Genomic DNA, 25844 nt, shown 5'->3' on the forward strand with positions numbered 1-25844 from the left:
AGCAAGGATGCTAGATGGCAAAAAATAAAATGAGTTTGGCTCAAGAGGCACTTGAAAATACTCCCTCTTTTGAGGATGAGGCAGAAAGTACAGAAGAGCTTTTAAACGATACAACTTTTTTAAATGATGAACTCAAAACTCATGGAAAAATTAAAAGTACTTTTGCGGGGAACCTTGTAGAACTTAAAAAAAATAGTGCCAAAGTTATGTTGCAAACCACAAATGAAATGGTAGTTGATGAATTTGGACTCATTCACAGCGGTTTTATTTTTGCTTCGGCTGAATATGCTGCTATCTCAGCAGTCAATGAAGAAAATTTAGTTATTATTGGGTGTCGAAGTAAATTTTTTGCACCTGCAAAAGTAGGTGATTTAATTACATTTGAAGCCAAAGGAAGATTTGAAGAGGCGCGTAAACGAGAAATTAAAGTGATTGGAATGATTAATGAGATTAAAGTGTTTGAAGGCATCTTTCAAGCGGTTATTCTTGAACACCATATCCTTCAAACAAAAATAGATGAATTGCAAGCCACCATTAACTCCAAAGAGCTCTCATAAAACCGCAAGCCAATGCGGTACATTTTTTTGCTCATGTTGAAGCGTTGTAGGAGATCCATGCCCTGGATAAATCTCCCAATTGCCTTCAAGGGTTAAAAACTTTTCCAAACTAATACGCATTTGTTCCGCATCACTGTATGGAAAATCATACCTTCCAATCGAATTTTTGAAAATAAAATCCCCACTAAAGAGTGCGTTTTCTATCAAAATGACACTGCATCCAGGCGTATGACCTGGAAAATGCATAAATGCAACATTTATTCCCTCAATTGCAAATGTTTCATCGCCCCTTACACACACATCCGCATGGCTTGATGGTGTTCCTTGCAAAAAAGGATCATTCTCAAGCATAAAACAATCACCCTCAGGAGCATAAATAGGTATGTTTAACTTCTCAGCAAGCTCATGATTGCTCCAGACATGATCAAAATGACCGTGTGTATTTAAAATTGCCACAGGATTTTCAACTTCGCCCAACACCCATGCGGTAGCATTTACCCCTGGATCAATAATGATTTCTTTGTCATTTATTTTGACGATATAACAGTTTGTACCATAAGCACCACATGCTTTACTTTTAATATCCATTGTCAACTCTCTGTCATAATATAAAATTAGGAGTGATTTTATCACATTCAACCTTGAATTGACAAACCTTAAAAGAATGCATTAATTGTAAGTTTTGTATAATGATTGAAAATTGAAATCACTCTAAAAGGTTGTTACAGTGAAAACATATGCCTCTCTTGAGAAGTATCTAATCTCATTCTTACAAGATGAGGTTAAAAAAGCTGGATTCGCAAAAGTTATTTTAGGAATTAGCGGTGGTGTGGATTCTGCTGTTGTAGCTATCCTTGCTAAGAAAGCATTTAATGAGAATTTTTTAGGCGTAATGCTTCCCTCTTCAACCTCTAGTAAAGCAAGTTTGGAACATGCAACTGAGCTGTGTGAAAAATTTTCAATCCCTGTTGAAAAAATCTCAATTGGTGCCTTAAGCGATACTTATTTTCAGGATAAAAAAGAGGCTTCAAAACTACGTATTGGTAATTTTTGTGCCCGCATGCGTATGGCAGTTTTGTACGATATTTCAGCACGAGAAAATGCTTTGGTACTTGGTACAAGCAATAAAAGTGAAATTTTATTAGGCTATGGAACCATTTTTGGTGATTTAGCCTGCGCCATTAATCCTATTGGTGAACTGTTTAAGACAGAAATTTTTGAATTTGCTGCACATCTAGGTGTTCCTTCATCTATTTTAACCAAAGCTCCCTCGGCAGATTTATGGGAAAACCAAAAAGATGAAGAGGAATTTGGTTTTAGTTATGCCCAAATTGATACAGTACTTATGGCTCATATGAAAGAGCATAAAACAAAAGCAGCACTTGTCGCTTCAGGATTTGAATCATCCCTTGTGGAGATGATTTTTGAACGTATAGAAAAAAATAGCTTCAAGGGTAAACTGCCCCTTATAGCACCCGTTATAGACATAAAATAAAGGAATCTTATGCGAGAAATACCATTTTATAAACCATTAGTTGACCAAAGAGAGCGAACACTCATTAATGAAGTCTTAGACTTAGAAAAAGCAAATAAAGTTGTTACACTAGAACAGGATTTTATGAAGTATATTCCATGTGGTGATGCCATTTCAACCGTAAATGGGACCGCCGCCATGCATCTTGCCATGTGTGCACTTGATCTTAAACGAGGGGATAAAATCATCTGTTCAGTCAATGCATTTCCTTCCGTAGCGGAGGTTATTCGACATTTTGATGCGGAGCCTATTTTTGTTGACATTGACAAAGATGATTTTAATATTGATGTTGAGCAATTAGAGAGTATGCTCAAAAACAACACAGCCAAAAAACTTAAAGGTGTTTTTATTAGCCATGTTGCAGGACAAACAGCAGATTTGGATGCGATTTACGCATTGGCAAAAAAATATGATATTAAAATTGTTGAAGATGCAACTGCTGCTCTTGGGGCAACATACAAAAACAAGAAGGTAGGTTCACTTGAGGCAGATATTACGGTTTTTCGCTTTAATCCACAAGTCAATCACTCTATCTCCAGTACAGGTATGTTAACCACAAAAGATCCAGAACTTGCAAGCCGTGCACGATTACTTCGTAATCATGCTATTGTGGGAGAGGGTTGGGATAAATTTGGTAACTTAGGCTATGTCTATGACGTGGTTGATATTGGCTTAAAATATGACCTCAATGAACTCAATGCCGCTTTTGCTATTGGGCAACTTGAAAAAAATGAGCAATTTATCGAGAGACGATTAGAAATTGCAGATATCTACAACAGAGAACTGGCTTCATGCCCACATGTTTCAACACCTATTAAAAAAAGAGACCATATTTACTCACAATACATTATCAAAATTGATAAAAACAGAGATAACTTTGCTAAAGAGCTTAAAGAACGTGGTATTTATACCGCACTGCACTATATTCCCATGCATCTTTTGAGTTATTACAAACAAAAATATAACTTAAGAGTTAATGATTTTCCAAAAGCATTAAGTAATTACCAACAAATCTTATCACTACCCATTTATTGTAGTCTCAGTGATAAAGATGTCCTTTATATTTGTGAACAAATCAAAGAAATTGCTAAAAGTCGTGTTTAAACGTTCAAAGTATATATTATGGGTAGAAGATTATCTCTTCTACCCAACATCTTTCTTTCAAACGTTCCTTTCATACCTTCTCTTGCCCCTAAGCCTGATTTATTGTGGTGTTGTCTTATGGAAACGCTATAAAGGTGAAAAAGAACAAAAATCTTTTGGTATTCCTATTATCAGTATTGGAAATTTGACCGTTGGAGGCAATGGAAAAACACCCTTTAGTATTGCTTTAGCAAAAGAGTATACGGACATAGGTATTATTCTTCGAGGCTATGGGCGTAAGTCCAAAGGACTCATTTTAGTTTCACAACGTGGGCAAGTCTTGTGTGATGTTATGGCGAGTGGTGATGAAGCTATGCTCTATGCCAAATCCCTACCTCATGCGACTGTTATCGTGAGTGAAGACCGTATAGAAGCCATTCGTTTTGCTAAAAAAAATGGTGTTAAACTCATTTTTTTAGATGATGGTTTTTCAAAAAGCAGTATTGCAAAAATAGATATTTTAATGCGCCCCAACCCAGAGCCTAAAAACATGTTTTGTCTACCAAGTGGGCCTTACAGGGAGCCTCATTTTTTATATAAACGAGCTGATTTAGTCATTGTAGAAGATGAAGATTTTACACGCCATGTTGAAGTGTTCAATCCAACATCTCGCATGCTTTTGGTGACTGCCATTTCAAAACCAAGCCGATTGGATGCCTATTTACCCAATAATATTATTGGAAAAGTCACTTTTGAAGATCATTACATGTACACCGAAGAAGAGCTTATAAATCTTTTGGAAACCCATCGTGCAAGCTCTATTTTAACCACACAAAAAGATGCTGTTAAAATGTCACATTTTTGTGTTCCTCTTTCTCTTTTAAACCTTGAAATTGAAATTTCAGAGCACACACGAGCAAATATCAACACTCTTTTAGCTCATATAAGCTAAAATAAAACCTCCCATCATATCCTAAAGGATACTACGTGCAACACAAAATTCAACAAGCACAAATTTTAATGGACGCATTGCCGTACATTAAGCAATTCAGCAAAAAAACCATTGTGATCAAATACGGCGGAGCCGCACAAATCAACCCAGAACTTAAAGAGCAATTTGCAAAAGATATTGTTTTGCTCTACCTTGTAGGTATTAAACCTGTTATTGTGCATGGTGGAGGAAAGAAGATCAATGCTTTACTCGATAAGCTTGAAGTTAAGAGCAATTTTATCGATGGCTTACGTGTCACGGATGAACACGTAATGGAAGTAGTTGAGATGGTTTTAAGCGGAAGCATTAACAAAGAAATCACAACTTTATTGAATCATCATGGTGCAAAAGCGATTGGTATTACAGGGAAAGATGCTAATTTTATGCGTGCTCGCCCTATGGACGATGGTAAGTATGGGCTTGTGGGTGAAATCACCAAAGTGGACAAAAAAGTACTTAAGCATTTGATTCGTGAAAAATTCATTCCTGTCATTGCCCCTATAGCCGCAGGTGATGATATAGACCACCCAGGTTATAACATCAATGCTGATTTGGCTGCGAGTAAGATAGCCGTTGCCTTGCAAGCGAAAAAAATTATTTTTCTAACAGACACACCTGGTGTATTGGACAAAGAGGGTAATCTTATCTCCAGCCTTGATAAAGCCAAAATCAAAGCCCTCAAAAAAGATGGCACGATTAGTGGGGGTATGATTCCAAAACTGGACGCTTGCCTAGAAACTATTCGAGGTGGCGTTGAATGTGCACACATCATTGATGGAAGAGTTCAACACTCCATTTTACTAGAGCTTTTTACCAAAAATGGTATTGGCACCATTATTAAAGAATAAGGAAAGCATGATGTTTATTGAAACCCGTGGAAACGATGGAAAAAAATCACAAAAAGTCCCCTTCTCCTATGCTATTTTAAATCCTAGTGCTAGCTTTGGTGGACTTTATGTACCTGAGAACTTACCTAACATTGATACTGACTTTTTAGAAAAAGCTTCCAAGAAAAGCTATAAAGAGATTACGCTGGATATTTTAAGACTCTTCAACATTGACATTGAAGAAGAGGTCATGCAAAAAGCGGTTGCCTTGTATGATGCATTTGATGATGCTACTGAGCCAACACCTTTGGTTCAAATCGAAGACGACCTTTTTGTCAATGAACTCTACCACGGTCCTACACGTGCTTTTAAAGATATGGCCTTACAACCGTTTGGGTATATTCTTTCACACCTTGCACAAAAGCTAGGTGAGCAGTATCTCATTTTGGCGGCAACCAGCGGTGACACGGGACCTGCAACGCTGGATACCTTTGCCAATAAGCCAAACATCAAAGTGGTTTGCCTTTATCCCGATGGGGGAACCAGTGATGTTCAACGCTTACAGATGACCACACAAAAGAGTCCAAACCTTAAAATTATCGGTATTCATGGCAATTTTGATGATGCCCAAAATGCGCTCAAAAACCTGCTTGCATCGCCTAGTTTCAAAGAAGCACTCAGTGCTAAAGATATTAAACTCAGTGCAGCAAACTCGGTCAATTTTGGACGTATTATTTTTCAAATTATCTACCATATCTATGCCTATGTCGCCCTTCTTAAACAAGGCAAGGTTGCGCTTGGAAAACCTTTTTACACCATTATTCCTAGTGGCAATTTTGGAAATGCCTTAGGGGCGTATTATGCGAAAAAGATGGGCTTACCCATTCAGAAAATTTTGATTGCTTCTAACATCAACAATATTTTAACCGATCTGATTAGCACAGGTGTTTATGACTTGCGAAGCCGAACACTTTTACAGACCACCTCTCCTGCGATGGATATTCTCATTTCCTCCAACGTAGAACGTGTTTTGTTTGACAAATTTGGAGCAGAACGTACGAAAGAGCTGATGGAAGCACTGAAAGAAGATAAACTCTATACACTCACACAAAAAGAATTAGCGTGCATACAAGACGATTTTGAGGCGGTTTATTGCGATGATACCTTTGGCAAAGAGCAAATTAAGCACTATGCCAACAAAGGCTACATTATGGACCCGCATACGGCAACGTGTCTTAAAGCCTACAAAGAGCTTAAAATAAAACCACTTCCGTGTGTTCTATGCTCAACAGCTGAGTGGACAAAATTTGCGCCAACGATGTTGAATGCTATCAAAGAAGACAGTGTCACATACAGCGATAAAGAAGCACTTGAAGGTATCAGCAACGCTTTACATGTAAAGATTCCTGAGTGCATTCGTGCCTTATTTAATGAAGCCATTATTCACGATAGCGTGGTTAAAAAAGAGAAGATTGAAGCAGAAATTTTTGACTTTTTAAACAAGGTTAAGCCATGATTATCATCCCAGCACGCCTTGCTTCCACACGCTTTGCGAATAAAATCCTAGCAGACATTCACGGTTTTCCTATGGTGATAGCCACAGCAAAGCGTGTGCAAAATCTTGACGATGTTGCTATCGCCGCCGATACTCACGAAGTGGTCACTTTGGCACAAAAGTATGGTTTTAAAGCCATTTTAACCTCCCAAGAACACCAAAGTGGAACAGACAGAATCAATGAAGCCGCTTCAAAACTAGGGCTTCATAAGGATGAAATCATTATCAACGTGCAAGCCGATGAGCCGTTTATTGAAGAGAATGTCGTGCAAAAAGTGATTGAAAAAGCTAAAAGTACTGAAGCGCTAATTACGAGTGCGTGCAAGAAGATTGATCTTAGCCATGTAAAAGATCCCAATCTTGTCAAAGTCATCTTAGATGCCAATGGCAATGCTATCTACTTTTCCAGAAGTGTTATTCCGTATGATAGAGAAGGTGGCTTTGAGGGCTATTTTGGGCATTTAGGCATTTATGCGTTTCGCAAAAGTGCGCTTGAGACCTTTTGTGCCCTTCCCTACGCACCTATGGAACATATCGAAAAGCTAGAGCAGTTGCGTGCGCTTTATCATGGCTATAACATTGCTATGGTGGAAGTGGAAAGTCAAAGTTTTGGCATTGACACCAAAGAAGATTTAGAGCGAGCCCTTGCTTTTTTTAAATAAACCAAAAAGAGAGCTTTAAAAAGCTCTCTTAGATAGCTACTGGTTCAAACGTATTATTTTCATGACTGAAACGATACGCTTCCATTGGATTTTCTCCCACTTGAAACATAATCTTACATGTAAGGAATCCTGATTTTTTAAGCCCTTTTTCGACCACTTCTAAAATAAACGCACGGGTACTAAAAAGATGCGTCGTGGTATCACCCTCATAGGCAAATTCTTCTTCTTCGATAGGCGTAAAACCCTCTTTTTTCAAATGTTTTTCAAAAATAACCTTATCTTTTAGACCCTCAACCTCTACAATTAAAACTACATGCATTGCCACGATACTACACTCCTAATTTTTCCAAATGTGCCAAAAATTCATCGGCATTTTTAAAGCCAACTAAACGTAATTCTTGGACTTCCTTTCCCTCTTTAAAAAATAAAATAGCAGGAGGACCATAAATAGTAAACGCTTTTTGAAGGGCTTGATCATCGGAGGTATTATAAGTTACATCTGCTTTTAACAATGTAAAATGAGCCAGTTTCTCTTTCACTCGCTCATCGCTAAAGGTTAAGTGTTCAAACTCAACACAATTCACACACCAATCCGCATAAAAATCAAGCATGACAGGTTTTGTAGCATTTTTGAGATGGGTATTCAGTGCATCTATGGTTTTTACCTTCGTAAACAAAGAAGATGGTTCAGCAGAAAGTCCCTCTTTGGTTGTTAATTTTTCCAAAGGACGTAAAGGGTTATGTGCGCCACTGATAAAGCCAACAAATAACAATAAGCCATACACCAAAAAGAGGACTAAAAAACTTTTGAGAAGTTTATTCCACCCTGAAGCCTCTGTTTTTGAAGGTTCTAAAGCTCCAAAATAAATGGCAGAACTCACCACTAAAAGTGTCCATAACGCCATACTCACATGTGCAGGAAGAATGCGTGAGAGCATCCAAATGGCAACCCCTAAGAGCATCACACCAAAAATGGCACTCACCCTTTGCATCCAAAGACCAGGTCTTGGCATATACCGACCTGCTGTGGTTCCAATAAGCAACAATGGAACACCCATGCCAAGGCTCATGACAAAAAGAGCCAAACCACCTAGGACAACATCACCACTCTGACCAATATAGATTAATGCCCCAGCCAAAGGAGCAGCCACACAAGGACCAACAATTAATGCCGATAAAAAACCCATAATGGCAATACCAAAAACACCTTGTGTTTGCATTTCACCCGTTTTTTTGCTGATTTTTGTCTGAATAAAATTGGGCATTTTAATCTCATAAAATCCAAACATAGAAAGTGCTAATAAAATAAAAATAAGGCTAAAAACAGAAATAACCCATGGGTTTTGTAAAGAAGCTTGCAGATTTGCGCCAAAAAGAGCTGCTAAAATCCCTGCTATTGTGTACGCAAATGACATGGCTAAAACGTACACCAAAGAGAGTAAAAAGCCTTTTTTTGCATTCATTTTCATACTGGGTTGAGAAACAATAATAGAGGATAAAATAGGAATCATTGGAAACACACACGGAGTGAGTGAGAGCAATAAACCAAAACCAAAAAAACTAAGCACTACCCAAAAGACATTGCCTTGCATCAATTGTTTGGCAATGGCGTCTTGTTCTGAAAGCGTTAAGGAGTTCGTCTCAAAAGAAACACCGTTTTTTCCTAGGACAATCTCTTTGTTCATGGGTTGATAACAAATACCAAGCATAGAACACCCTTGATAAGAAAACTTAAGCGTTGCAGAACCATTTGTGGCATATTCATCCAAAAGCATCTGCGGTATAAATAACTCAAACGATTTTTGTTGTATCAAATACTCTTCATGAGGCTCAGGGGCTGGTCGTTCCACCCACGACATCAAATCAAGCAGCTTAGGTTTTGTGAGCTCTAATTTCATTTTATCATCGTACAGATAAATGCCCTCACCCAATCCAACCTTGATCACCACACCTTGTCTACTTTGTGTAAATTGAACATCAAAAGCTTCCTCAGGGGTTAATACTTTTGATTTTTCAACACCAAAAAGTGATACAATCAAAATAAAAAAAAGCAAAACATATCGTTGTATATATCGCACAAGCAACCTTTTTGAAGAAATAAAGTGATTGTATCCAACGAGCCTAAATATTTTTTAAATTAAAACGATTTTCACACATTACATGTAAAAAGGGCATTCATCTATGAGCAAAGAGAAAAAATCACCAACGCCTTTAGAAGAAACTTCATTAGAACACCCCTCTAAAAAAGAGGAAAAAGTTCAAGTTTGGGTTAAAAAAAGTGAATTAAAGTATGAAAAAGAACTCAAACACCTTCAAATTGAGCTACTAAAATTTCAAAACCATGTCAAAGAGAAAGGTTTAAAAGTACTTATCCTTATTGAAGGGCGAGATGCGGCGGGCAAAGGAGGCACGATTAAACGTATCACGGAGCATTTAAATCCAAGAGGTGCTCGTATTGTGGCACTACCAAAACCCTCCGATACAGAACGAACACAGTGGTACTTTCAACGCTATACAGGGCATTTACCCTCAGCTGGAGAAATTGTTTTATTTGATAGGTCATGGTATAACCGTGCAGGGGTTGAGCCTGTTATGGGATTTTGTACGCAAAAAGAACATAAAGAGTTTTTACGGGAAGTACCAAAATTTGAGAGAATGCTTGTAAACTCAGGGATTATTCTTTTTAAATTTTACTTTTCAGTGAGTAAAGAAGAACAAGCCAAACGCTTTTTGGAGCGAAAAAACGACCCTCTAAAACAGTTTAAACTCTCTCCTGTCGATGAAAAATCACAAGAGCTTTGGGATCACTACACCATTGCCAAATACTCTATGCTGTTAGCTTCGAATAACCCTCGAACTCCATGGATGATTGTTCTTTCAGACGACAAAAAACAGGCTCGACTAAACACCATCAAACACATTTTAAGAAATGTAGAGTATCCTGAAAAAATCAAAAACAAACATTTAAAAACTAGTCCAGAAATTTTACGTACAGGAAGAGAAGAGATAGAAATTATGGAGCAAAACCTACCTAATGAAAATCTTTCACATTTAAATGGGTAGAGCTTTACATGTAAAGGTATGACCTAGCCAAAAGCTAGGTCATGCAGGGGTTTTACTGGGAGCGTTAGAAATTCTGTGTCAATCAGGTAGTATTTCAAATACACAAGGATTGAACGATGGAATTTCAGATAGACACAGAGGCAATATTACAGCACATACGTGAGGGCAAAGCCCTTGGAGGGAAAGATGGAGCACTGGCTCCTCTTATTAAACAACTAACAGAAGCAGCACTTCAAGCAGAGATAGAATCGCACCTTACCCAAGATTTGCAAAAGAATCGTAAAAATGGATTTAGCTCTAAAACAATGAAGAGTGAAGTAGGTAACTTCGAACTCGATGTTCCAAGAGATCGAACTGGTAGATTCGAGCCTCAAATCGTGAAGAAAAATCAAACCCATATGTCGGATCAAATAGAGCAAAAGATACTCTCACTCTATGCCCTTGGCAACAGTTATAGCCAAATAGTTGACCTTATTGAAGAAATATACGGTGTAGGCTTCTCTAAAGCCACCATAAGCGCCGTAACCGATAAAATCCTACCCATGTTACAAGAGTGGCGCGTTCGCCCCTTGGAAGAGCTGTATCCCTTTATATTCTTAGATGCCATTCACTATAAAGTGAAAGATGAAGGCAAATATATTTCCAAAGCATTTTATACCGTGCTTGGTGTTAAAACCGATGGTAAAAAAGAGATATTAGGTCTTTATTTAGGTGAAAGTGAAGGAGCAAAGTTCTGGTTACAAGTGCTCACAGATCTGCAAAACCGTGGAGTGAAAGATATATTGATTGCCTCAGTCGATGGACTTAAAGGATTTCCTGAAGCGATTAACTCAGTATTTCCCAATACAGAAGTTCAGCTGTGTATCGTCCATCAAATACGCAATTCCCTCAGGTTTATAGGCTCAATCAATCAAAAGCAATTTGCTAGTGAACTTAAAGCAGTCTATCAAGCATTTTCCAAAGAAGAAGCTGAAAATGAACTGGATAAACTGGAAGAAAAATGGGGTAAAAATACCCTATTGTTTTTCAATCATGGCGCAACAAATGGGATAACCTCTCACTGTATTTTCAGTACCCTGAAGATATTAGACGTGTTATTTATACCACCAATATTATTGAATCCGTTCATCGCCAGTTTAGAACATTGACAAAGACTAAAGGGGCTTTTCCAAATGATGATAGCTTACTCAAACTTCTTTTTATGGGTATTAAAAATGCAGAAAAAAAATGGACAATGCCTATACGAAATTGGAGTCTAACCCTCTCACAACTCTCAATTTATTTCGAGGGTAGACTCAACAAGGCTTTAAATTTATGATACAATTTTAGGAACTACTTGGTGCTGACACAGATTTTTGAACACTCCCGTTTTACTCGACTTCAGCGTCGATGACATCGTCATCTTTTTTTGATTTTGGTTTTTCACTACCAGTGGCACCCGCTTCGCCTTGATCTTTTTTGTACATGGCTTCTGCGAGTTTATGGCTTGCTTCACTTAAAGATTTGACTTTCGCATCAATTTCTTCTTTGGTTGCACTCTCATTGCTAAGAACATCTTTAAGCTCTTTGAGTGCTGCTTCAATTTTTGCTTTCTCTTCAGCACTAATGGCATCGCCCATTTCACCTAAGGATTTTTCTGTTTGGTGAGCCAAAGCGTCAGCTTGATTTCTAGCATCCACAGCATCTTTACGTTTTTTATCTTCTTCTTTGTGAAGCTCAGCATCTTTTACCATTCTCTCGATTTCAGCATCATCCAATCCTGAACTACCAGAGATTTTAATTTCTTGTGCCTTACCTGTTGCTTTATCTTTTGCAGAAACAGTTAAAATACCATTGGCATCAATGTCAAACGCAACTTCGATTTGAGGAACGCCACGAGGTGCGGGTGGAATGCTCTCGAGGTTAAATTGACCAAGGGACTTATTATCTCGTGCAAACTCACGCTCGCCTTGAAGCGCATGAATGGTAACGGCTGGCTGATTGTCTTCTGCAGTTGAGAACACTTGCGATTTTTTAACAGGAATGGTTGTACCTTTTTCAATCAATTTCGTCATCACACCACCCAAAGTCTCGATACCAAGGCTTAATGGAGTTACATCTAAAAGAAGAATGTCTTTGACATCCCCTTTAATAACCGCACCTTGAATAGCAGCACCAATGGCTACAACTTCATCAGGGTTTACTGATTTATTAAGCTCTTTTTCAAAAAATTCTTTTACTTTTTGTTGAACTAAAGGAACACGTGTTGATCCACCGACCATAACGATTTCTTTAATCTCAGCTTTTTTCAAATCAGAATCATTGACTACTTCTTTAATTTTTTTGATGGTAAGCGCCACCAAATCTTCAATCATAGACTCAAATTTTGCACGAGTAAGCTTTTTAACAAGGTGTTTTGGACCTGTGGCATCTGCCGTGATAAATGGCAAATTAATCTCAGTCTCATTCGAAGAAGAGAGCTCTTTTTTAGCATTTTCCGCTGCTTCTTTAAGACGTTGAAGTGCCATAACGTCTGATTTCAAATCAATGCCATTTTCATTTTTAAATTCAGCTACCAACCAGTCAATAAGTCTATTATCAAAGTCATCACCACCCAAGAATGCATCACCACCTGTAGAGAGAACTTCAACAACATTATCGCCTGTCTCAAGCACAGTTACGTCAAATGTACCACCACCTAGGTCATAAACAACGATTTTCTCAGCCTCTTTTTTATCTAAACCATAAGAGAGTGCTGCAGCTGTTGGCTCGTTGATGATACGAAGAACGTTAAGTCCTGCAATCGTACCTGCTTCTTTCGTTGCTTTTCGCTGAGAATCGTTAAAATAAGCAGGCACGGTAATCACGGCGTCTGTGACCTCTTCACCCAAATATGCTTCTGCATCTTCTTTGAGTTTCATCAAGACTTTTGCGCTGATTTCTTGTGGGGTATAGACTTTACCATCAATTTCAATAGCACATGCACCATTTCGATCCACAACCGCATACGGAAGGCGTTTTTTAGCCTCGTTTGCTTTGTCTTCGTTGCTCATAAGACCCATAATTCTTTTAATCGAATAGATGGTTCTTTTTGGATTGGTGACCGCTTGACGTTTCGCTGTATCTCCGACTAAAACTTCTTCTTTATCTGTAAATGCTACTACAGAAGGTGTTGTATTTTTACCCTCTTTGTTTGGAATAACTTTACTCTCGCCTCTTTCATAAACACTCACACATGAGTTGGTTGTTCCTAAATCAATTCCTATAACTTTTCCCATTTTTTTATCCTTTGATTTTAATTTTTATACGCCAACAAAGCAAAGCTTCTTTTGGCTACGTTAGCCACTAGGGCACTAAAGCACAACCTTGCGGTCGTATTCAAATGCTACTTAACAATACTCACCATTGCTGGTCTTAAAATACGCTCTTTGATTTTGTAGCCTTTTTGAAAAACTTGCAAAATCTCACCGCTATTTTTTTCTTCACTTTCTAATTGCATGACCGCTTCATGAAAGTTTGGATCAAAGCCACCCTCACTCTCCACTAGTTCTACCCCATGCTTTTCAAATGCTTTTCTAAACTGTTCAATGGTTAGCTCCAAACCTTCTTTCACCTTAGCAAGAAGCTCACCGCTGTCTACTTCTTGATTGCTACCTGCAAGAATTGCCATCTCTAACGCATCAATTACAGGTAAAAGATCACGTGCAAAAACTTCGTGTGCATACGAAATGGCTTGCATTTTCTCTTTTTCCAAACGACGCTTCATATTATCAAAATCAGCATTGGCACGTAAGTACTTATCTTCAAGTTCTACAATTTTTTCTCTTAACTCTTCTACTTCGCTTTTTTGTTCACCTACCTCTGCGTCTACATCCTTGCAACATTCAGGAACAATTTCAGCAGAAATATCTGTAATACCCTGCTCTTCTTTTAATGTTTCGTCCACATATTACTCCTTAACTTGATTAAAAAAATCTTCGAAATTACTCTCAATTCGTCCAAAACAGAAAAAATCCACCGTTGAGTCTTCATCTTTTAATTGTGCTTTTTGTTTAATTGCCATACATCCACGTGGTACAAAACCATCAAAATAGAGTCCATCTTCAATGGATTGAACAAAATGGAGCATTCCAAATCTATTAATAAATGTATCATTTTTCAATTCATGAGCAATCGCATACATCTCTTTATCTCCCTCTCTTAAAAGGGCAGATTGTGAAAAAAGCATTGAAAGCTTATCATGCAGTTCATACAAACCCACTTGTGCCGCAATATCTTTTAGTTCTCTCATTTGGACACCAATCATTCTTTGCAAAAAATGCTCTACTTTACTATTATAAGGTAAGACCACTTCATGCTGTTCAAAAACCAAAATCAGAAAACGATTTGCAACCCGAATAATTTCCTTGAAAATACTCTCTGTTGAATTTTCAACAATACAAAAAAGCTGATGGTGATGCGTGGAACGCTTAATCGCATCAATGCTCTTAAGCTTAACAGGATGCGTTGTATCTAGCTTTTCTTGCCAATACCCCATCAGTGCACGCAAAGTGGGCACCCTTCCACTGCTAACATGCAATTGCTCTAAAGCTCCCTCATCTGAGAGCTTTTTAAAGTAAATGCGAATAGTAGAGGGAGAAATGCCTAATGTCATCTTCATTTGTAATTCTGAGGAACCAATAGGCATTCTTGATTCTAGATAGGCTTGTATAATTGACTCTAAAATCAGTTCTTGCTTTGAAGGTTTTTTCATAATTAGCACTCTTCCTCTTTAATTGCTTATTGAATTATACAACATTGAGTGTAGTATTGTCAAGCAATAAGAACTTAGAAAGCACAAAAAGGTTACATGTAAAAACGTGAGAAAAAATTTTGAGTGATTTTTAAAACGTTGTTCTAAATGCGTATTAGATGTTTAGAACAAACGCTAATAACGAATAGAGTGATTGGAGTTTTTTTTATGGCGTAGAAAAAGCATTTTAAGATAATGCTTAAACTCACTTTTTTTTTCTTTCATACGTGCGAAAAAACCCTCATTTTTCCCAAGGCTAAGAAAAATGTCATTTAAAGCTTGTCGTTCACGTTTTGATAAAGTACTCATGCTGTTTCATCCTTCAGTTCCAAGGCAATACGTTTAATTAAACGAATTGCATCTCCCTCATCCAGTGTACCAAGCATTTTGAAAATAGCTGATGCTGCTTGTGGCTGAGAGTTTCCAAGCCTCCAATCCTGATAGGTCCGCATTGACACACCAAGTTTGTCTGCCATCTCACGCTGAGAAATCTTTTTACCCAAAAATTTTGATTCCACCGCATTATGTAAAAGATTGAAAATATCGTTTGTTTTCATAGCAACGATTTTAACAAAGGCTGGTTTAATTATACATAAATATAACTAATTTATAAGTTATTATATATAAAAAATAACAATTTAGTGTTTTTTTATACGATTATAATTCATAAAACTTATTTATCTGTTACTTTTATACGTTTTTCTGTATAATTTTAGACATAAAAATTATTAAAAATAGAGTAATTACTCAAAAAAGATTAAAGAAAAACAATTAAAAATGATTTACATGTAAAGAAGTAAAAAAAGAGGAGAAGGAGAAAAATCTCCTTCGTTTGACAAGCACTGACTATTTTTTATTATCTCTAATAGAAAGCTCTTTAATAATTTTGCTGTACGTTGCAAAATCTTTATGTTTAAGGTATTTCATCAATCGTTTACGTTGACCAACGAGTTTAAGAAGTCCTAATCTTGAAGAGTGATCTTTTTTATTACTCTGAAGATGCTCTGTTAAATCAACAATTCTTTTTGAAAGAAGTGCGATTTGTACCTCTGGAGAACCTGTGTCTCCCTCTTTTCTGCCAAACTGACTAACAATTGCTTGTTTTTCCGCCGAACCTAAAGCCATAATGACCTCCTGATTGGTATTTAAATTTACTTTAAAAAAATTAAAGCTTGAAATTTTAGCAAAAAAAACTAAAATTGTCTATAAACCTTTAAAAACACTATGCCACGCTGTCATTAAAGCAAAATATAACGTTTATTTAGTACAATATTTATCTTATTTTTAAAATAGTACATAACTTAATCTTTAGGAAAACAGATGCTCTTAACGAAAGCTAGCGAATATGCGCTCTTGTCATTAATTATTATCGCTCAAAAAAATGCCCCTCAAGATGTCGACACGCTTTCAACCCAACTAGGACTCTCTAAAAGTTTTTTAGCTAAAATTCTTCAATCCCTTGCAAAAGATGCCATTCTTTCTTCTTTTAAAGGTGCTCATGGAGGGTTTATGCTTGCAAAAAAACCTGAAGAGATAACCTTAAAAATGATTGTGGAATGCGCTGAAAAGAAACAAACAATGGTCTTTGAATGTGCCCCCTCAGCGCAAAAATGTCCTGGAGGTGGTGGCAAAGGAAGTAATTGCCGTGTATGGCCTATTTTAAATAAACTTCAATTAAAAATTGATTCGTTTTTGGATACCATGACGCTTAAAGATATTATTGAACATTAAAGGTATGGCTTGGCAAAAAATCAAAATTCACTTTTCGCAAAGGTTATTCCGTATTTAGAACCTTTGGTCAAAGCTAAAGACCTTACGGTAGTCGTTTTTATTGTTTCTATTTTGGCGATTATTATTGTTCCCCTTCCCAGTACTGTACTGGATTTTTTTCTGGTTATTTCACTTTCTGTTTCGGTACTTATTATTTTAATTTCTTTGTACATCCCTAAACCAACGGATTTAACGACATTTCCAACACTGATTCTAATTATTACCCTTTTTAGACTTTCATTAAATATTTCTACCACTCGTATGATTTTAACCAATGGCCACGAAGGTCCTGATTCAGTCAGTGAGATTATCTCTAGTTTTGGGCAATTTGTTGTGGGTGGTAATTATGTTATTGGTATTGTGGTCTTTTCTATTCTTGTATTAATTAATTTTATGGTGATTACCAAAGGTTCTACACGGGTTGCGGAAGTTGCAGCACGTTTTACACTTGATGCGATGCCTGGTAAACAAATGGCCATTGATGCGGATTTAAATGCAGGGCTTATTGATGAAAAAACCGCACGAAAAAGGCGTGAAGATATTATTCAAGAGGCAAACTTTTACGGGGCAATGGATGGTTCGAGTAAGTTTGTCAAAGGAGATGCTGTTGCGGGTATTATTATTACCATTATTAACATCATCGGTGGTTTTCTTATCGGTGCATTTCAACACGATTTAGATTTAGGTGTCAGTGCTCAAACCTATACCATTTTAACCATTGGCGATGGCTTAGTATCGCAACTTCCTGCACTCATTAGCTCAACAGCTACTGGTATTATCATTACCCGTGCCAATAAATCAGATGATCAAAGCTTTACCGATGGTGCAGTGGACCAGCTTTTTGGAGAGTACAAAACCCTCTTAATTGTTGGCTTTATATTAGTTATGTTTGCGCTTGTTCCAGGACTACCAACACTCTCATTAGGCTTTGTTGGATTGCTCTTTTTAGGCTTAGGATACCTTGGTAAACAAACAGCTGATGGTCACTTTTCGTTTCAAAAATTCTTTTCGCAAACTCCTGCCGCCCTACAAAAGGCAAAACAAGAAGCAGATACAAAAGCGCAAAGTGCACAAGCACAAAAAAAGAGCCCTGAAGAGCTACGCAAAGAAGAAGAAACAACCCTAAATGATATTTTAAAACTTGAAATTTTAGAGCTTGATTTGGGCTACCAGCTCATCAAACTCGCAGACCCTGCACAAGGAGGGGATCTACTCGATCGTGTTAAAAGTATGCGTCGTAAAATTGCCTCAGATTTTGGCTATTTAATTCCACAGGTTCGTATTCGTGACAACTTACACTTAAGCCCTAACCATTATCAACTTTTGCTTAAAGGCATTGAGATTGGTAGCGGTGAAATTTACCCCGATAAATTTATGGCAATGGACAGTGGACTCACCATTGATAAAGTACAAGGAATTCCAACCAAAGAGCCTGCCTTTGGGCTTGATGCCATTTGGATTGAAGCGAGTGCTAAAGAAGATGCGATTATTAAAGGGTACACAACGGTTGATCCAGCAACGGTTATATCAACCCATTTAAGTGAATTGATTAAAAAATATGCCGAAGAGCTTCTCACCCGTCAAGAAGTCCAAAGCCTTGTGGATAAACTCCAAAAAGATTACCCTGTGGTAGTTGCAGATTGTCTAAAAGTGGCCAATATTGGGCTTATTCAAAAAGTACTTAAAGCACTGCTTCATGAGAAAATTCCTATTAAAGACCTTCTTACGATTGTGGAAACCATCAGTGATGTAGCAGAGGTCACTAAAAATGTCACGATTATTGTGGAACAAGTACGAGCGAAACTTTCTCGGGTTATTACAAAGCAATACAAAGATGAAAATGGTATTTTAAAACTCTTAACGTTTAACGCAACAACCGAGCAAAGGCTTCTTGATTCATTGCGAGAGCGCGATGGTATACGTGACTTAATTTTAAATATTGGTCAAATTAATACACTGGTTAAAGCATGCAGCGATGAAGCAACAAAACTCCTCCACAAAGGAATTGCGCCTGTGGTTATTATTGTAGATCCTCTGCTTCGTAAATCACTCTCAGATATTTTTGAGAAATTTGGCCTTGATATTGTGGTGCTCTCTCACGCAGAAATTGATTCAAACTCAAAATTTGAAGTGATGGGCTCCATCGAAATTGACAAACTATAACACCATTCAACTAAGCATTAAGGAATTTTATGAATTACAAACTACACCACCTCTCACACACTGATTTAGATGGCTATGGCTGTCAAATGGTAAGTGCCCATTTTTTTGATTCGATTAGCTTTTATAACTCTAATTATGGCAAAGAAATTAACGAATGTTTTAATCAAATTTTAGCCCAAATTCAAACTTCTTCCCTTGAAAAACATGTGATTCTTATTACGGATTTGAATTTAACGATGGAGCAAGCCACGGAGTTTCAAGCCAAAGTCAATATTGCGGAAAAAGAAATACTCCTCCTCCTTTTAGACCATCATAAAACAGGAGAAGAATGTGCTAATACTTATGAATGGTATTACCTAGACTCTAACCGCTGTGCAACGAAAATTACCTATGACTTTTTTAGCGCATTGTATGGTCACAATGAAGCCTTATCTCGCTTTGTTAATGTGGTCAATGCCGTCGATATTTGGTTAGAAAATGAACCAGAATTTGAATTAGGAAAAGTGTGTATGGGACTGGTAAGTGGGGCTAAAGAGGTCAATAAAGTGATGTTTCCTGAAGAAAATACCCAATATATCTTTTCACTTCTTTCACAAGCGCAAGAATACTTTACATGTAACGATGCACACATCGCTTTGGATGATGCCATTCATGGGATAAAAAAGAATTATTTTAAAACGACAACCAACAATACCCTAAGCAATCTCATCTCTGCGTATAATGTTATTCTCCTTAGCAAGAACAAAGAAAAAATGCAGATTAGCTACAAAGAGTATAAGGGCATTCTCACCTACAATATTGGTAATGTTTCTGTTATTGGCAACGACTTTCTAAGTGCCAATCCTGATTTTGATTTTTTCATGGATGTAACCTCTAAAAAGACGATTAGTTTACGTTCAAATGGCGCTGTTGATGTCAGTAAAATCGCTGCGCAAATTGCCAATGGAGGCGGACATCATAATGCCAGTGGTGGACTTCTCAGCAACTTCAAAGACGCTTTTATCTATGATAGTATCAAATCTCAAGTGATGACTATCATCGCTAACAAAGGATAAATAATGGATACGAAACAACTTGAAAAAGAGCTTCACTCTGCCAAAGAAGAGATTGAAGAAATGGCGATGCAACTCGCAGACATGTTAGGCGCTGCACTCTATTTTGCAGGCGTTAAACAAGAAGATTTGCCAAAGGCGATTGATGTGTACGTGAACAGCTTAGATGAAGTTTTTGAAGATGAAGACGAAGAGAGTGAAATGGGCTTTGAAGAGGTCATTGAAGTGATTAATTTTATGAAAACAAAACACCCTAAACTTTTCCAAAAATAGCATTTTCACGAAAAAGGGTTTAGCCCTTTTTCGCTAAAAATGTCGCAAAATTTCCCCATTTAAAAATCGTTTCAATGGTTGTAAAACCTACACTTTTAAGCATCGCTTTGTTTTCCTCTTCGGTATAAGGAATCAACACGTTTTCCAGCGCTTCTCTTTTTTGTGCAATCTCAAAATCACTGTATCCTTGCGTACGTTTAAACGCATAATACAAATCAATCATCTCTTTATTGAGTACCTTGTCGTCAAAGACAATTTTTTCACTAAAGATAAAAAGACCATCAGGGTTGAGTGCATCATAAATTTTACGCACAAAATCGCCCCGTTGCAACGGGCGAATAAACTGAAGCATATAATTAGCAATAATCACATCTTTATTTTGCAAATGCACTTGTGTAATATCTGCTTCTTGAAGCGCTATTGTTGCCCCATAAGCGTGTATCTTTTGAGCAGCAATGCGTAACATCGCCTCAGCATTATCAATGCCTAAAAGATGGTAACTTTTGTTCATTTTATGCAGGGCTAAAAGGGTATTGGCGGTTGAGCATCCAAGATCAACCACATGTGCACCTTCCTTTACATGTAAACAAATCATTTTACATGTAAGTTCTAAAACCTCTTTGTAAAAAGGGATAGAACGCTCAAGCATGTCATCAAAAACAATGGCAACATCTTCATCAAATTCAAACTGTTTGGTAATAGGTTTGGTAAATACTTTATCCATGAGACTTCTTTTCCATAAAATCACCTAAATAAAAATAACATGTTTTTAAACGCTTTTGTGCATTTTTAATATCAGACTCAATTTGCTGTTTCAAATCGCTCAGGGCATTAAATTTTTGATTTTCTCGTAAAAATGCTACAAAAAAGAGTTCCACAGGTGTTGTGACTTCCACAATATCTTCCCCAATGATGTGTGTTTCAACAGAAAAAAGCCCATCGGTACTGTGCCGTGTTCCAATGAACGAAACCGAATCATACACGTTGAACCCAATACGTGAACGTGTCGCATATACCCCTTCATGCGGAATCAAATAATCTGAAATTTTAAGGTTTAAGGTAGGAACCAACTCTTTTTTCCCAATGCCCTGACCATTGACAATACTGCCTGTTATAGCGTACTCACGCCCTAAAAAACGATTGGCTTCTTCGATTTTTCCTTCTACCAAATACGAACGAATTAAGCTAGAATGAATGGAGACACCATGATACGTAAACTCATCAACCACTTCAACGTCGCCATCAAACAGCTTTTGCAAATCATAGGCATTGCACGCACGGTGTTTACCAAAAACAAAATCATACCCCACAACGATCTTCTTCAAATGAACAAACTCTTTTTTAAGCAGTGCAACAAATTCCGCCCCACTCAGGTGTTTCACCTTTAAAAAATGCAAAAACATACACGGACACCCTGCATATTCACTGCGTTTAATCCCAGGAGTCAAATTAGCTTCATCTTTATCAATAACACACAATGCACCATGCTCACCCAAGCGATTAATCAATTGCCGATGCCCTACATGAATACCATCAAAACTACCGATGGCTAACGTATCAACACTCTCTTTTTTTAAAATAGTAGAACGTCTCAACATTCCCCTCTTTTCCTTTTACAAGCGATTCTTTTTTCTCTCTTAGTTCCCAACCAAGGCTAATGGTTTGTGCTTCAAATTGATAGTGTGCTCTTAAAATAGCCGAGCCATCTTTAACGACACCTTTAGTGGTGCGCTTCACATCTTTTCCCACTTCAAATTGGGGTTTAAACAAGATAATAATCTCATTTTTTGCCAGTCTATTGATATGCTCTAAAAGCGTGCCAATCCCAATAAATGAAACATCGCAACTGACCATATCGTATGTTTTATTGGGGTTAAAAAGTCGTATATCAGTATTTTCATGCGAAATTATTCGGTTATCGACTCTTAATGAGGGGTGAAGTTGCTCACTTCCCACATCCACCGCCGTGACACTGTGTGCATCTTCTTCCAACCAAACCTGCACAAAACCACCCGTACTGCTTCCAATATCAAGAACATCCAACCCTTTTACATGTAAGCCTAATTCATTTATAAATCCACGCAGTTTTAACCCAGCACGACTTACATACTGCGTAATTTTTGCAACATCAACGGTGTCGTTCTCGCTCACTTCCACAGAGCTTTTACGCTCCACTTTACCATTGAGCCAAACACTGCCCTCTTTTATGAGTTCTGAGGCTTTATTGCGGCTTTGAGCCAAGCCTTTTTCAAACAGATAACTATCAAGTCTCATTCTATCATCCCATTTAGTTCACTCTCACTGAGTGTTTTGACACCAAGCTCTATGGCCTTGTCCAGTTTGCTACCTGCTTCTTCACCGAAAATCACAAAATCGGTCTTTTTCGAGACACTTCCGCTCACTTTTGCGCCTAATTGCTCAAGCATTCCTTTTATCTCATCACGTGGTTTGCTCATAGAACCAGTCAGCACCACGGTTTTTCCTGTAAAAACAGACTCGGTTATCTCTAACTTTGAAGCAACAGGTTCAATCACCGCCATGAGTTCATAGGTTTCATCACGATTCACACGAATAAACTCCACCAAACTCTTTGCCATCTCCTCACCAAAACCCTCTAAGGCAATAATCGCTTCATAACCCGCTTCTAACCACTCCAACCCAAACGCACGTGCTATCTTCTTAGCCGCCACTTCGCCAATATGCTCAATGCCCAAAGCGTTGATGAATTTTTCTAAACTGACTTTCTTACTCTGCTCAATGGCTTCTAACAGATTGTCCGCTTTTTTCGCTTTAAAACCCTCTAATGCCAGCAATTGTTCACGCTTGAGTGCGTATAAATCCTTTACATGTAAAACCACGTTTTGCGCATAGAGTTGCTCAATGATTTTATCGCCAAGCCCATCAATATTAAGCGCTTTTTTAGATGCAAAGTGAATCATCGCCCCCACAACCCTCGCATCACACGAGAGATTTTGGCACTTAATGAGCGCACCCTCATCCAAAAGCTCACTCCCACACACAGGACAGCTTAACGGACGTTGTGGTGTTACTTCCGTGCCATTTCTGCGCTCCACTAAGACTTTAATAATCTTAGGAATAACATCGCCACTGCGAATGATAATGACACTGTCTCCTATGCGAATATCTTTGCGCTCTATCTCATCAAAATTGTGCAGTGTCGCTCGCTCCACCACCACACCCTCGATATTCACAGCCTCCACTTCTGCCACAGGTGTAACTACACCTGTACGCCCGACTTGAAGCGTGATGTCTTTAAGCTTTGTCACTTTTTCAATCGCAGGAAATTTGAACGCTACCATCCATTTAGGATACTTCACGGTATAGCCTAACTCTTCTTGCAAGCTTATATCATCAACTTTAACCACCATTCCATCCATCATCATCTCGATAGCATCACGGTTGGCAATCAGCTCATGGTAAAGCGTATGAACGTCTTGCACATTTTGCGTGACAACAATACGAGGTGGTTGTAAAAAACCAAGGCTGTAGACAAAGCTCATTTTTTGGCTTAAAAAGCTCTGTGTTAAGCTATTGACCCCAATGCCCCACGGATAAAACATAAGCTTACGTTTGGCTGTCACACTCGTATCTAACTGCCTAAGGCTTCCTGCAGCAGCATTTCTAGGATTGGCAAAGAGGGACTCATTGTTTTTTAAACGCTCGTCATTAAGGCGCTCAAAGTCCGCTTTTTTAATAACCACCTCACCTCGAATTTCAATCTCACCTTCATAAGCAATCTTTAAAGGAATAGAGCCAATGGTTTTAACATTTTGCGTGACATCCTCACCAATACTTCCATCGCCTCGGGTGATGGCTTGTTTGAGCATTCCATTTTCATAAATGAGGTTCAAACTTGCCCCATCAAATTTTGGTTCACAGTAGAAAGTAAAACGCTCTTTGACTTTTTTAACACGCTCTATCCACGCATCCAAATCGTGCTCATCAAAGACATCTTCCATGCTCCACATACGTGCCTTATGCGAGGCTTTCTCAAACCCTTCCAAGACCACACCGCCCACACGTTTTGTGGGACTACTCTCATCCGCAAAGAGTGGATTTTCCTGCTCATACTTTAAGACTTCATGATAGAGCCTATCATACTCTTCATCGCTGGCAATGGGCGCATCATCGACATAATAGGCTTTTGCCCATACTTTCAAAATCTCTAGTTTTTCAATATACTCTTGATGATTCATGCGAAATAACTGCTGTAAATGAGTTTTAAAAGGGTTAAACCCACCATGATTAAGAAAAAGGTACGAATGAACTTCACCTCTTTTTTAATCACCATATTAGAGCCGATATAAGCTCCTACAATTTGCCCAAAACCCATGAGCAAGCCCACGGCAAAAAGCACATTGCCACTCCAAAGAAAGACCACTAAAGAGACAATGTTGCTTGTAAAATTCATCACTTTGGTTTGTGCGGTTGCTTTTTTAAGGTTAAGCCCTAAAAGGCTCACGAGCGCTATCGTCCAAAACGTGCCCGTTCCTGGTCCAAAAAAACCATCGTAAAAGCCAAGTCCTATACCAAAGACCAAGAAAAAAAGATGATTGCCTAGATAAGCATGACGGTCGTTTTCGCCCATTTTAGGGGATAAAAGCGTGTAGATAAAAATACCCACCAACATCGCAGGAATAATCTTCGCCAAAATAGTGGCATCCATCAGCAAAATGGCATATGTTCCAAGGGCGGCACCAATGAATGTATACAGCACCCCTATCATCACCTCAGACCACGAGATAAAACCTTTGCGGATGAAATTAATCGAAGCCATCCCACTCCCGAAAGTTCCTTGAAGTTTATTGGTCGCAAGGGCGATGTGTGGGGGCATACCCGAGGCTAAAAGCACAGGAATGGTAATAATTCCCCCTCCTCCTGCAATCGCATCAATAAACCCTGCCACAAGCCCTGTGAGCAAAAAGATCCCGTAATAATAAAATTCAAATTCCATCTTTTTTAATTTCCTCGCTAGAAACTTCTTCTACTACATCATCCTTAGGTGCCTCTTCATGTGTTTCTATATCCTTTTGCGTTTCAAGAGAGGTATATAAACCAAGAGCATCTTTGGTAGCAGACGATACCTCAGTATAACTCCCCTCCCGAATATGCTTCCAAATATCACGCTTAACAAGGCTCATCACATAACGTCTATCACCACCCACCACACGTCCTAATTCATGACCGCCGCATTCGTGACAGACAAAAAACGTAAGCTTATGCTGTAAGGTCTCTTCAGAACGACAATTTTCATCATCCACCATAAGCATTGCTTGACATTTAGGACAGTAACACCACAGCCCAATAACTTCACCTTGTTTATATTTCCAGCGCCATAGCACTTTAAATAAAATCATCTCACGAAATTTATAATATTTAGGACGCATCAAATAGCGTACCATAAAAGGGGAAGCAATAAGAATAAGAAAAATTGCCACAGCCCCCGTGTTAATGACCCACAAGGGAATATCATAAAGGGTACTGATTCGGCTTAGAAGATCAACTATTTTTTCCAAAGAAAT

The 25844-nt window shown here is 38.1% G+C and carries 27 protein-coding genes and 1 pseudogene; 13 read left to right on the forward strand and 15 right to left on the reverse strand.

The features are described 5' to 3' along the window. Positions 1-14: 14 nt before the first annotated feature. On the forward strand, positions 15-557 hold the full coding sequence (locus SULBA_RS06975) for a thioesterase (RefSeq protein ID WP_014769575.1): 543 nt from the start codon (positions 15-17) through the stop codon (positions 555-557). On the opposite strand, the gene SULBA_RS06980 is transcribed toward SULBA_RS06975, so the two are convergent. Further along, a complete protein-coding gene (locus SULBA_RS06980; protein WP_014769576.1) occupies positions 552-1145 on the reverse strand; it encodes an MBL fold metallo-hydrolase in 594 nt (197 codons plus the stop codon). The genes SULBA_RS06975 and SULBA_RS06980 overlap by 6 nt on opposite strands. Before the next feature lie 139 nt (positions 1146-1284). Here SULBA_RS06980 and SULBA_RS06985 point away from each other — a divergent pair, with 139 nt between their 5' ends. Genes SULBA_RS06985 through kdsB form a run of 6 tightly spaced genes read left to right on the forward strand, consistent with a single transcriptional unit; the run spans position 1285 to position 7209 of the window. Next, positions 1285-2052 carry an NAD+ synthase gene (locus tag SULBA_RS06985; protein ID WP_014769577.1) on the forward strand — a complete coding sequence of 256 codons (768 nt, stop codon included), beginning with the start codon at positions 1285-1287 and terminating at the stop codon, positions 2050-2052. A gap of 9 nt (positions 2053-2061) precedes the next feature. Further along, positions 2062-3195 (forward strand): DegT/DnrJ/EryC1/StrS family aminotransferase, encoded by a 1134-nt coding sequence (locus SULBA_RS06990; protein WP_014769578.1) that lies wholly within the window; start codon positions 2062-2064, stop codon positions 3193-3195. Beyond that, complete coding sequence (locus SULBA_RS06995) at positions 3188-4126, forward strand: tetraacyldisaccharide 4'-kinase (protein ID WP_041671823.1); 939 nt, start codon at positions 3188-3190, stop codon at positions 4124-4126. Before SULBA_RS06990 ends, SULBA_RS06995 begins: the two co-directional genes overlap by 8 nt. A gap of 35 nt (positions 4127-4161) precedes the next feature. Next, positions 4162-5013, forward strand: a complete 852-nt coding sequence (gene argB, locus SULBA_RS07000) for an acetylglutamate kinase (RefSeq protein WP_014769580.1) — start codon at positions 4162-4164, stop codon at positions 5011-5013. Positions 5014-5020: 7 nt separating this feature from the next. Then, positions 5021-6508, forward strand: a complete 1488-nt coding sequence (thrC, locus tag SULBA_RS07005) for a threonine synthase (protein ID WP_041671824.1) — start codon at positions 5021-5023, stop codon at positions 6506-6508. Next, on the forward strand, positions 6505-7209 hold the full coding sequence (gene kdsB, locus SULBA_RS07010; protein WP_014769582.1) for a 3-deoxy-manno-octulosonate cytidylyltransferase: 705 nt from the start codon (positions 6505-6507) through the stop codon (positions 7207-7209). Before thrC ends, kdsB begins: the two co-directional genes overlap by 4 nt. Before the next feature lie 28 nt (positions 7210-7237). Here kdsB and SULBA_RS07015 read toward each other — a convergent pair whose 3' ends face one another. Together SULBA_RS07015 and dsbD are read right to left on the reverse strand one after the other, a co-directional pair. Continuing rightward, positions 7238-7528, reverse strand: coding sequence for a hypothetical protein (locus SULBA_RS07015; RefSeq protein ID WP_041671973.1), 291 nt, complete (start codon positions 7526-7528; stop codon positions 7238-7240). Between the two features lie 10 nt (positions 7529-7538). Further along, positions 7539-9263, reverse strand: a complete 1725-nt coding sequence (gene dsbD, locus SULBA_RS07020; protein ID WP_245391399.1) for a protein-disulfide reductase DsbD — start codon at positions 9261-9263, stop codon at positions 7539-7541. Positions 9264-9390: 127 nt separating this feature from the next. On the opposite strand from dsbD, the gene ppk2 reads away from it, so the two are divergent. Together ppk2 and SULBA_RS07030 are read left to right on the forward strand one after the other, a co-directional pair. Next, the gene (gene ppk2 / locus SULBA_RS07025; RefSeq protein WP_014769585.1) at positions 9391-10272 is read left to right on the forward strand and encodes a polyphosphate kinase 2; all 882 of its coding nucleotides are present in this window, start codon (positions 9391-9393) and stop codon (positions 10270-10272) included. A gap of 116 nt (positions 10273-10388) precedes the next feature. Next, positions 10389-11590 (forward strand): annotated as a pseudogene (locus tag SULBA_RS07030) (IS256 family transposase). 52 nt (positions 11591-11642) lie between these two features. Here SULBA_RS07030 and dnaK read toward each other — a convergent pair. The 6 genes from dnaK to rpsO all read right to left on the reverse strand — a co-directional run bounded on the left by dnaK (position 11643) and on the right by rpsO (position 16168). Continuing rightward, positions 11643-13529 carry a molecular chaperone DnaK gene (gene dnaK, locus SULBA_RS07035; protein ID WP_014769586.1) on the reverse strand — a complete coding sequence of 629 codons (1887 nt, stop codon included), beginning with the start codon at positions 13527-13529 and terminating at the stop codon, positions 11643-11645. 107 nt (positions 13530-13636) lie between these two features. After that, positions 13637-14197 carry a nucleotide exchange factor GrpE gene (grpE, locus tag SULBA_RS07040; protein ID WP_014769587.1) on the reverse strand — a complete coding sequence of 187 codons (561 nt, stop codon included), beginning with the start codon at positions 14195-14197 and terminating at the stop codon, positions 13637-13639. 3 nt (positions 14198-14200) lie between these two features. Then, positions 14201-15004, reverse strand: coding sequence for an HrcA family transcriptional regulator (locus tag SULBA_RS07045; RefSeq protein WP_014769588.1), 804 nt, complete (start codon positions 15002-15004; stop codon positions 14201-14203). Positions 15005-15178: 174 nt separating this feature from the next. After that, positions 15179-15352 carry a hypothetical protein gene (locus SULBA_RS13030; RefSeq protein WP_014769589.1) on the reverse strand — a complete coding sequence of 58 codons (174 nt, stop codon included), beginning with the start codon at positions 15350-15352 and terminating at the stop codon, positions 15179-15181. After that, on the reverse strand, positions 15349-15600 hold the full coding sequence (locus SULBA_RS07050; RefSeq protein ID WP_014769590.1) for a helix-turn-helix domain-containing protein: 252 nt from the start codon (positions 15598-15600) through the stop codon (positions 15349-15351). Before SULBA_RS07050 ends, SULBA_RS13030 begins: the two co-directional genes overlap by 4 nt. A gap of 289 nt (positions 15601-15889) precedes the next feature. After that, entirely contained in the window at positions 15890-16168 is a 279-nt protein-coding gene (gene rpsO, locus SULBA_RS07055) for a 30S ribosomal protein S15 (RefSeq protein WP_014769591.1), read from the reverse strand. A gap of 195 nt (positions 16169-16363) precedes the next feature. On the opposite strand from rpsO, the gene SULBA_RS07060 reads away from it, so the two are divergent. From SULBA_RS07060 to SULBA_RS07075, 4 genes are read left to right on the forward strand one after another with little or no spacing between them, the layout of a single operon-like run. Continuing rightward, complete coding sequence (locus SULBA_RS07060; protein ID WP_014769592.1) at positions 16364-16774, forward strand: Rrf2 family transcriptional regulator; 411 nt, start codon at positions 16364-16366, stop codon at positions 16772-16774. A gap of 9 nt (positions 16775-16783) precedes the next feature. After that, entirely contained in the window at positions 16784-18976 is a 2193-nt protein-coding gene (gene flhA / locus SULBA_RS07065; RefSeq protein WP_014769593.1) for a flagellar biosynthesis protein FlhA, read from the forward strand. 29 nt (positions 18977-19005) lie between these two features. After that, positions 19006-20031: a DHH family phosphoesterase gene (locus SULBA_RS07070; protein ID WP_014769594.1), complete on the forward strand. Its 1026-nt coding sequence runs from the start codon at positions 19006-19008 to the stop codon at positions 20029-20031. A gap of 3 nt (positions 20032-20034) precedes the next feature. Further along, positions 20035-20301 (forward strand): hypothetical protein, encoded by a 267-nt coding sequence (locus SULBA_RS07075; RefSeq protein WP_014769595.1) that lies wholly within the window; start codon positions 20035-20037, stop codon positions 20299-20301. Between the two features lie 19 nt (positions 20302-20320). Here SULBA_RS07075 and cmoA read toward each other — a convergent pair whose 3' ends face one another. The 6 genes from cmoA to SULBA_RS07105 are packed head-to-tail and all read right to left on the reverse strand — an operon-like array spanning position 20321 to position 25838. Further along, complete coding sequence (gene cmoA / locus SULBA_RS07080) at positions 20321-21025, reverse strand: carboxy-S-adenosyl-L-methionine synthase CmoA (RefSeq protein WP_014769596.1); 705 nt, start codon at positions 21023-21025, stop codon at positions 20321-20323. Next, positions 21018-21899, reverse strand: a complete 882-nt coding sequence (locus SULBA_RS07085) for a bifunctional riboflavin kinase/FAD synthetase (RefSeq protein ID WP_014769597.1) — start codon at positions 21897-21899, stop codon at positions 21018-21020. The genes cmoA and SULBA_RS07085 overlap by 8 nt, the downstream gene beginning before the upstream one ends. Further along, positions 21859-22575, reverse strand: a complete 717-nt coding sequence (tlyA, locus tag SULBA_RS07090; RefSeq protein ID WP_014769598.1) for a 23S rRNA (cytidine-2'-O)-methyltransferase TlyA — start codon at positions 22573-22575, stop codon at positions 21859-21861. Before tlyA ends, SULBA_RS07085 begins: the two co-directional genes overlap by 41 nt. Further along, complete coding sequence (ligA, locus tag SULBA_RS07095; protein ID WP_014769599.1) at positions 22572-24518, reverse strand: NAD-dependent DNA ligase LigA; 1947 nt, start codon at positions 24516-24518, stop codon at positions 22572-22574. The genes tlyA and ligA overlap by 4 nt, the downstream gene beginning before the upstream one ends. Beyond that, complete coding sequence (locus tag SULBA_RS07100; protein ID WP_014769600.1) at positions 24515-25276, reverse strand: TSUP family transporter; 762 nt, start codon at positions 25274-25276, stop codon at positions 24515-24517. The genes ligA and SULBA_RS07100 overlap by 4 nt, the downstream gene beginning before the upstream one ends. Next, on the reverse strand, positions 25266-25838 hold the full coding sequence (locus tag SULBA_RS07105) for a hypothetical protein (RefSeq protein WP_014769601.1): 573 nt from the start codon (positions 25836-25838) through the stop codon (positions 25266-25268). Before SULBA_RS07105 ends, SULBA_RS07100 begins: the two co-directional genes overlap by 11 nt. Between the last annotated feature and the right edge of the window lie 6 nt (positions 25839-25844).

This window comes from Sulfurospirillum barnesii SES-3, from assembly GCF_000265295.1.
Taxonomy (GTDB): domain Bacteria; phylum Campylobacterota; class Campylobacteria; order Campylobacterales; family Sulfurospirillaceae; genus Sulfurospirillum; species Sulfurospirillum barnesii.

Excerpts from the sequence above, each read along its gene's own strand:
- SULBA_RS06975 (WP_014769575.1), top strand. The coding sequence starts at position 15 with ATGGCAAAAAATAAAATGAGTTTGGCTCAAGAGGCACTTGAAAATACT.
- SULBA_RS06980 (WP_014769576.1), bottom strand. The coding sequence starts at position 1,145 with ATGGATATTAAAAGTAAAGCATGTGGTGCTTATGGTACAAACTGTTAT.
- SULBA_RS06990 (WP_014769578.1), top strand. The coding sequence starts at position 2,062 with ATGCGAGAAATACCATTTTATAAACCATTAGTTGACCAAAGAGAGCGA.
- thrC (WP_041671824.1), top strand. The coding sequence starts at position 5,021 with ATGATGTTTATTGAAACCCGTGGAAACGATGGAAAAAAATCACAAAAA.
- kdsB (WP_014769582.1), top strand. The coding sequence starts at position 6,505 with ATGATTATCATCCCAGCACGCCTTGCTTCCACACGCTTTGCGAATAAA.
- SULBA_RS07015 (WP_041671973.1), bottom strand. The coding sequence starts at position 7,528 with ATGCATGTAGTTTTAATTGTAGAGGTTGAGGGTCTAAAAGATAAGGTT.
- ppk2 (WP_014769585.1), top strand. The coding sequence starts at position 9,391 with ATGAGCAAAGAGAAAAAATCACCAACGCCTTTAGAAGAAACTTCATTA.
- dnaK (WP_014769586.1), bottom strand. The coding sequence starts at position 13,529 with ATGGGAAAAGTTATAGGAATTGATTTAGGAACAACCAACTCATGTGTG.
- SULBA_RS07045 (WP_014769588.1), bottom strand. The coding sequence starts at position 15,004 with ATGAAAAAACCTTCAAAGCAAGAACTGATTTTAGAGTCAATTATACAA.
- SULBA_RS13030 (WP_014769589.1), bottom strand. The coding sequence starts at position 15,352 with ATGAGTACTTTATCAAAACGTGAACGACAAGCTTTAAATGACATTTTT.
- SULBA_RS07050 (WP_014769590.1), bottom strand. The coding sequence starts at position 15,600 with ATGAAAACAAACGATATTTTCAATCTTTTACATAATGCGGTGGAATCA.
- rpsO (WP_014769591.1), bottom strand. The coding sequence starts at position 16,168 with ATGGCTTTAGGTTCGGCGGAAAAACAAGCAATTGTTAGTCAGTTTGGC.
- SULBA_RS07060 (WP_014769592.1), top strand. The coding sequence starts at position 16,364 with ATGCTCTTAACGAAAGCTAGCGAATATGCGCTCTTGTCATTAATTATT.
- SULBA_RS07070 (WP_014769594.1), top strand. The coding sequence starts at position 19,006 with ATGAATTACAAACTACACCACCTCTCACACACTGATTTAGATGGCTAT.
- SULBA_RS07075 (WP_014769595.1), top strand. The coding sequence starts at position 20,035 with ATGGATACGAAACAACTTGAAAAAGAGCTTCACTCTGCCAAAGAAGAG.
- cmoA (WP_014769596.1), bottom strand. The coding sequence starts at position 21,025 with ATGGATAAAGTATTTACCAAACCTATTACCAAACAGTTTGAATTTGAT.
- SULBA_RS07085 (WP_014769597.1), bottom strand. The coding sequence starts at position 21,899 with ATGTTGAGACGTTCTACTATTTTAAAAAAAGAGAGTGTTGATACGTTA.
- tlyA (WP_014769598.1), bottom strand. The coding sequence starts at position 22,575 with ATGAGACTTGATAGTTATCTGTTTGAAAAAGGCTTGGCTCAAAGCCGC.
- ligA (WP_014769599.1), bottom strand. The coding sequence starts at position 24,518 with ATGAATCATCAAGAGTATATTGAAAAACTAGAGATTTTGAAAGTATGG.
- SULBA_RS07100 (WP_014769600.1), bottom strand. The coding sequence starts at position 25,276 with ATGGAATTTGAATTTTATTATTACGGGATCTTTTTGCTCACAGGGCTT.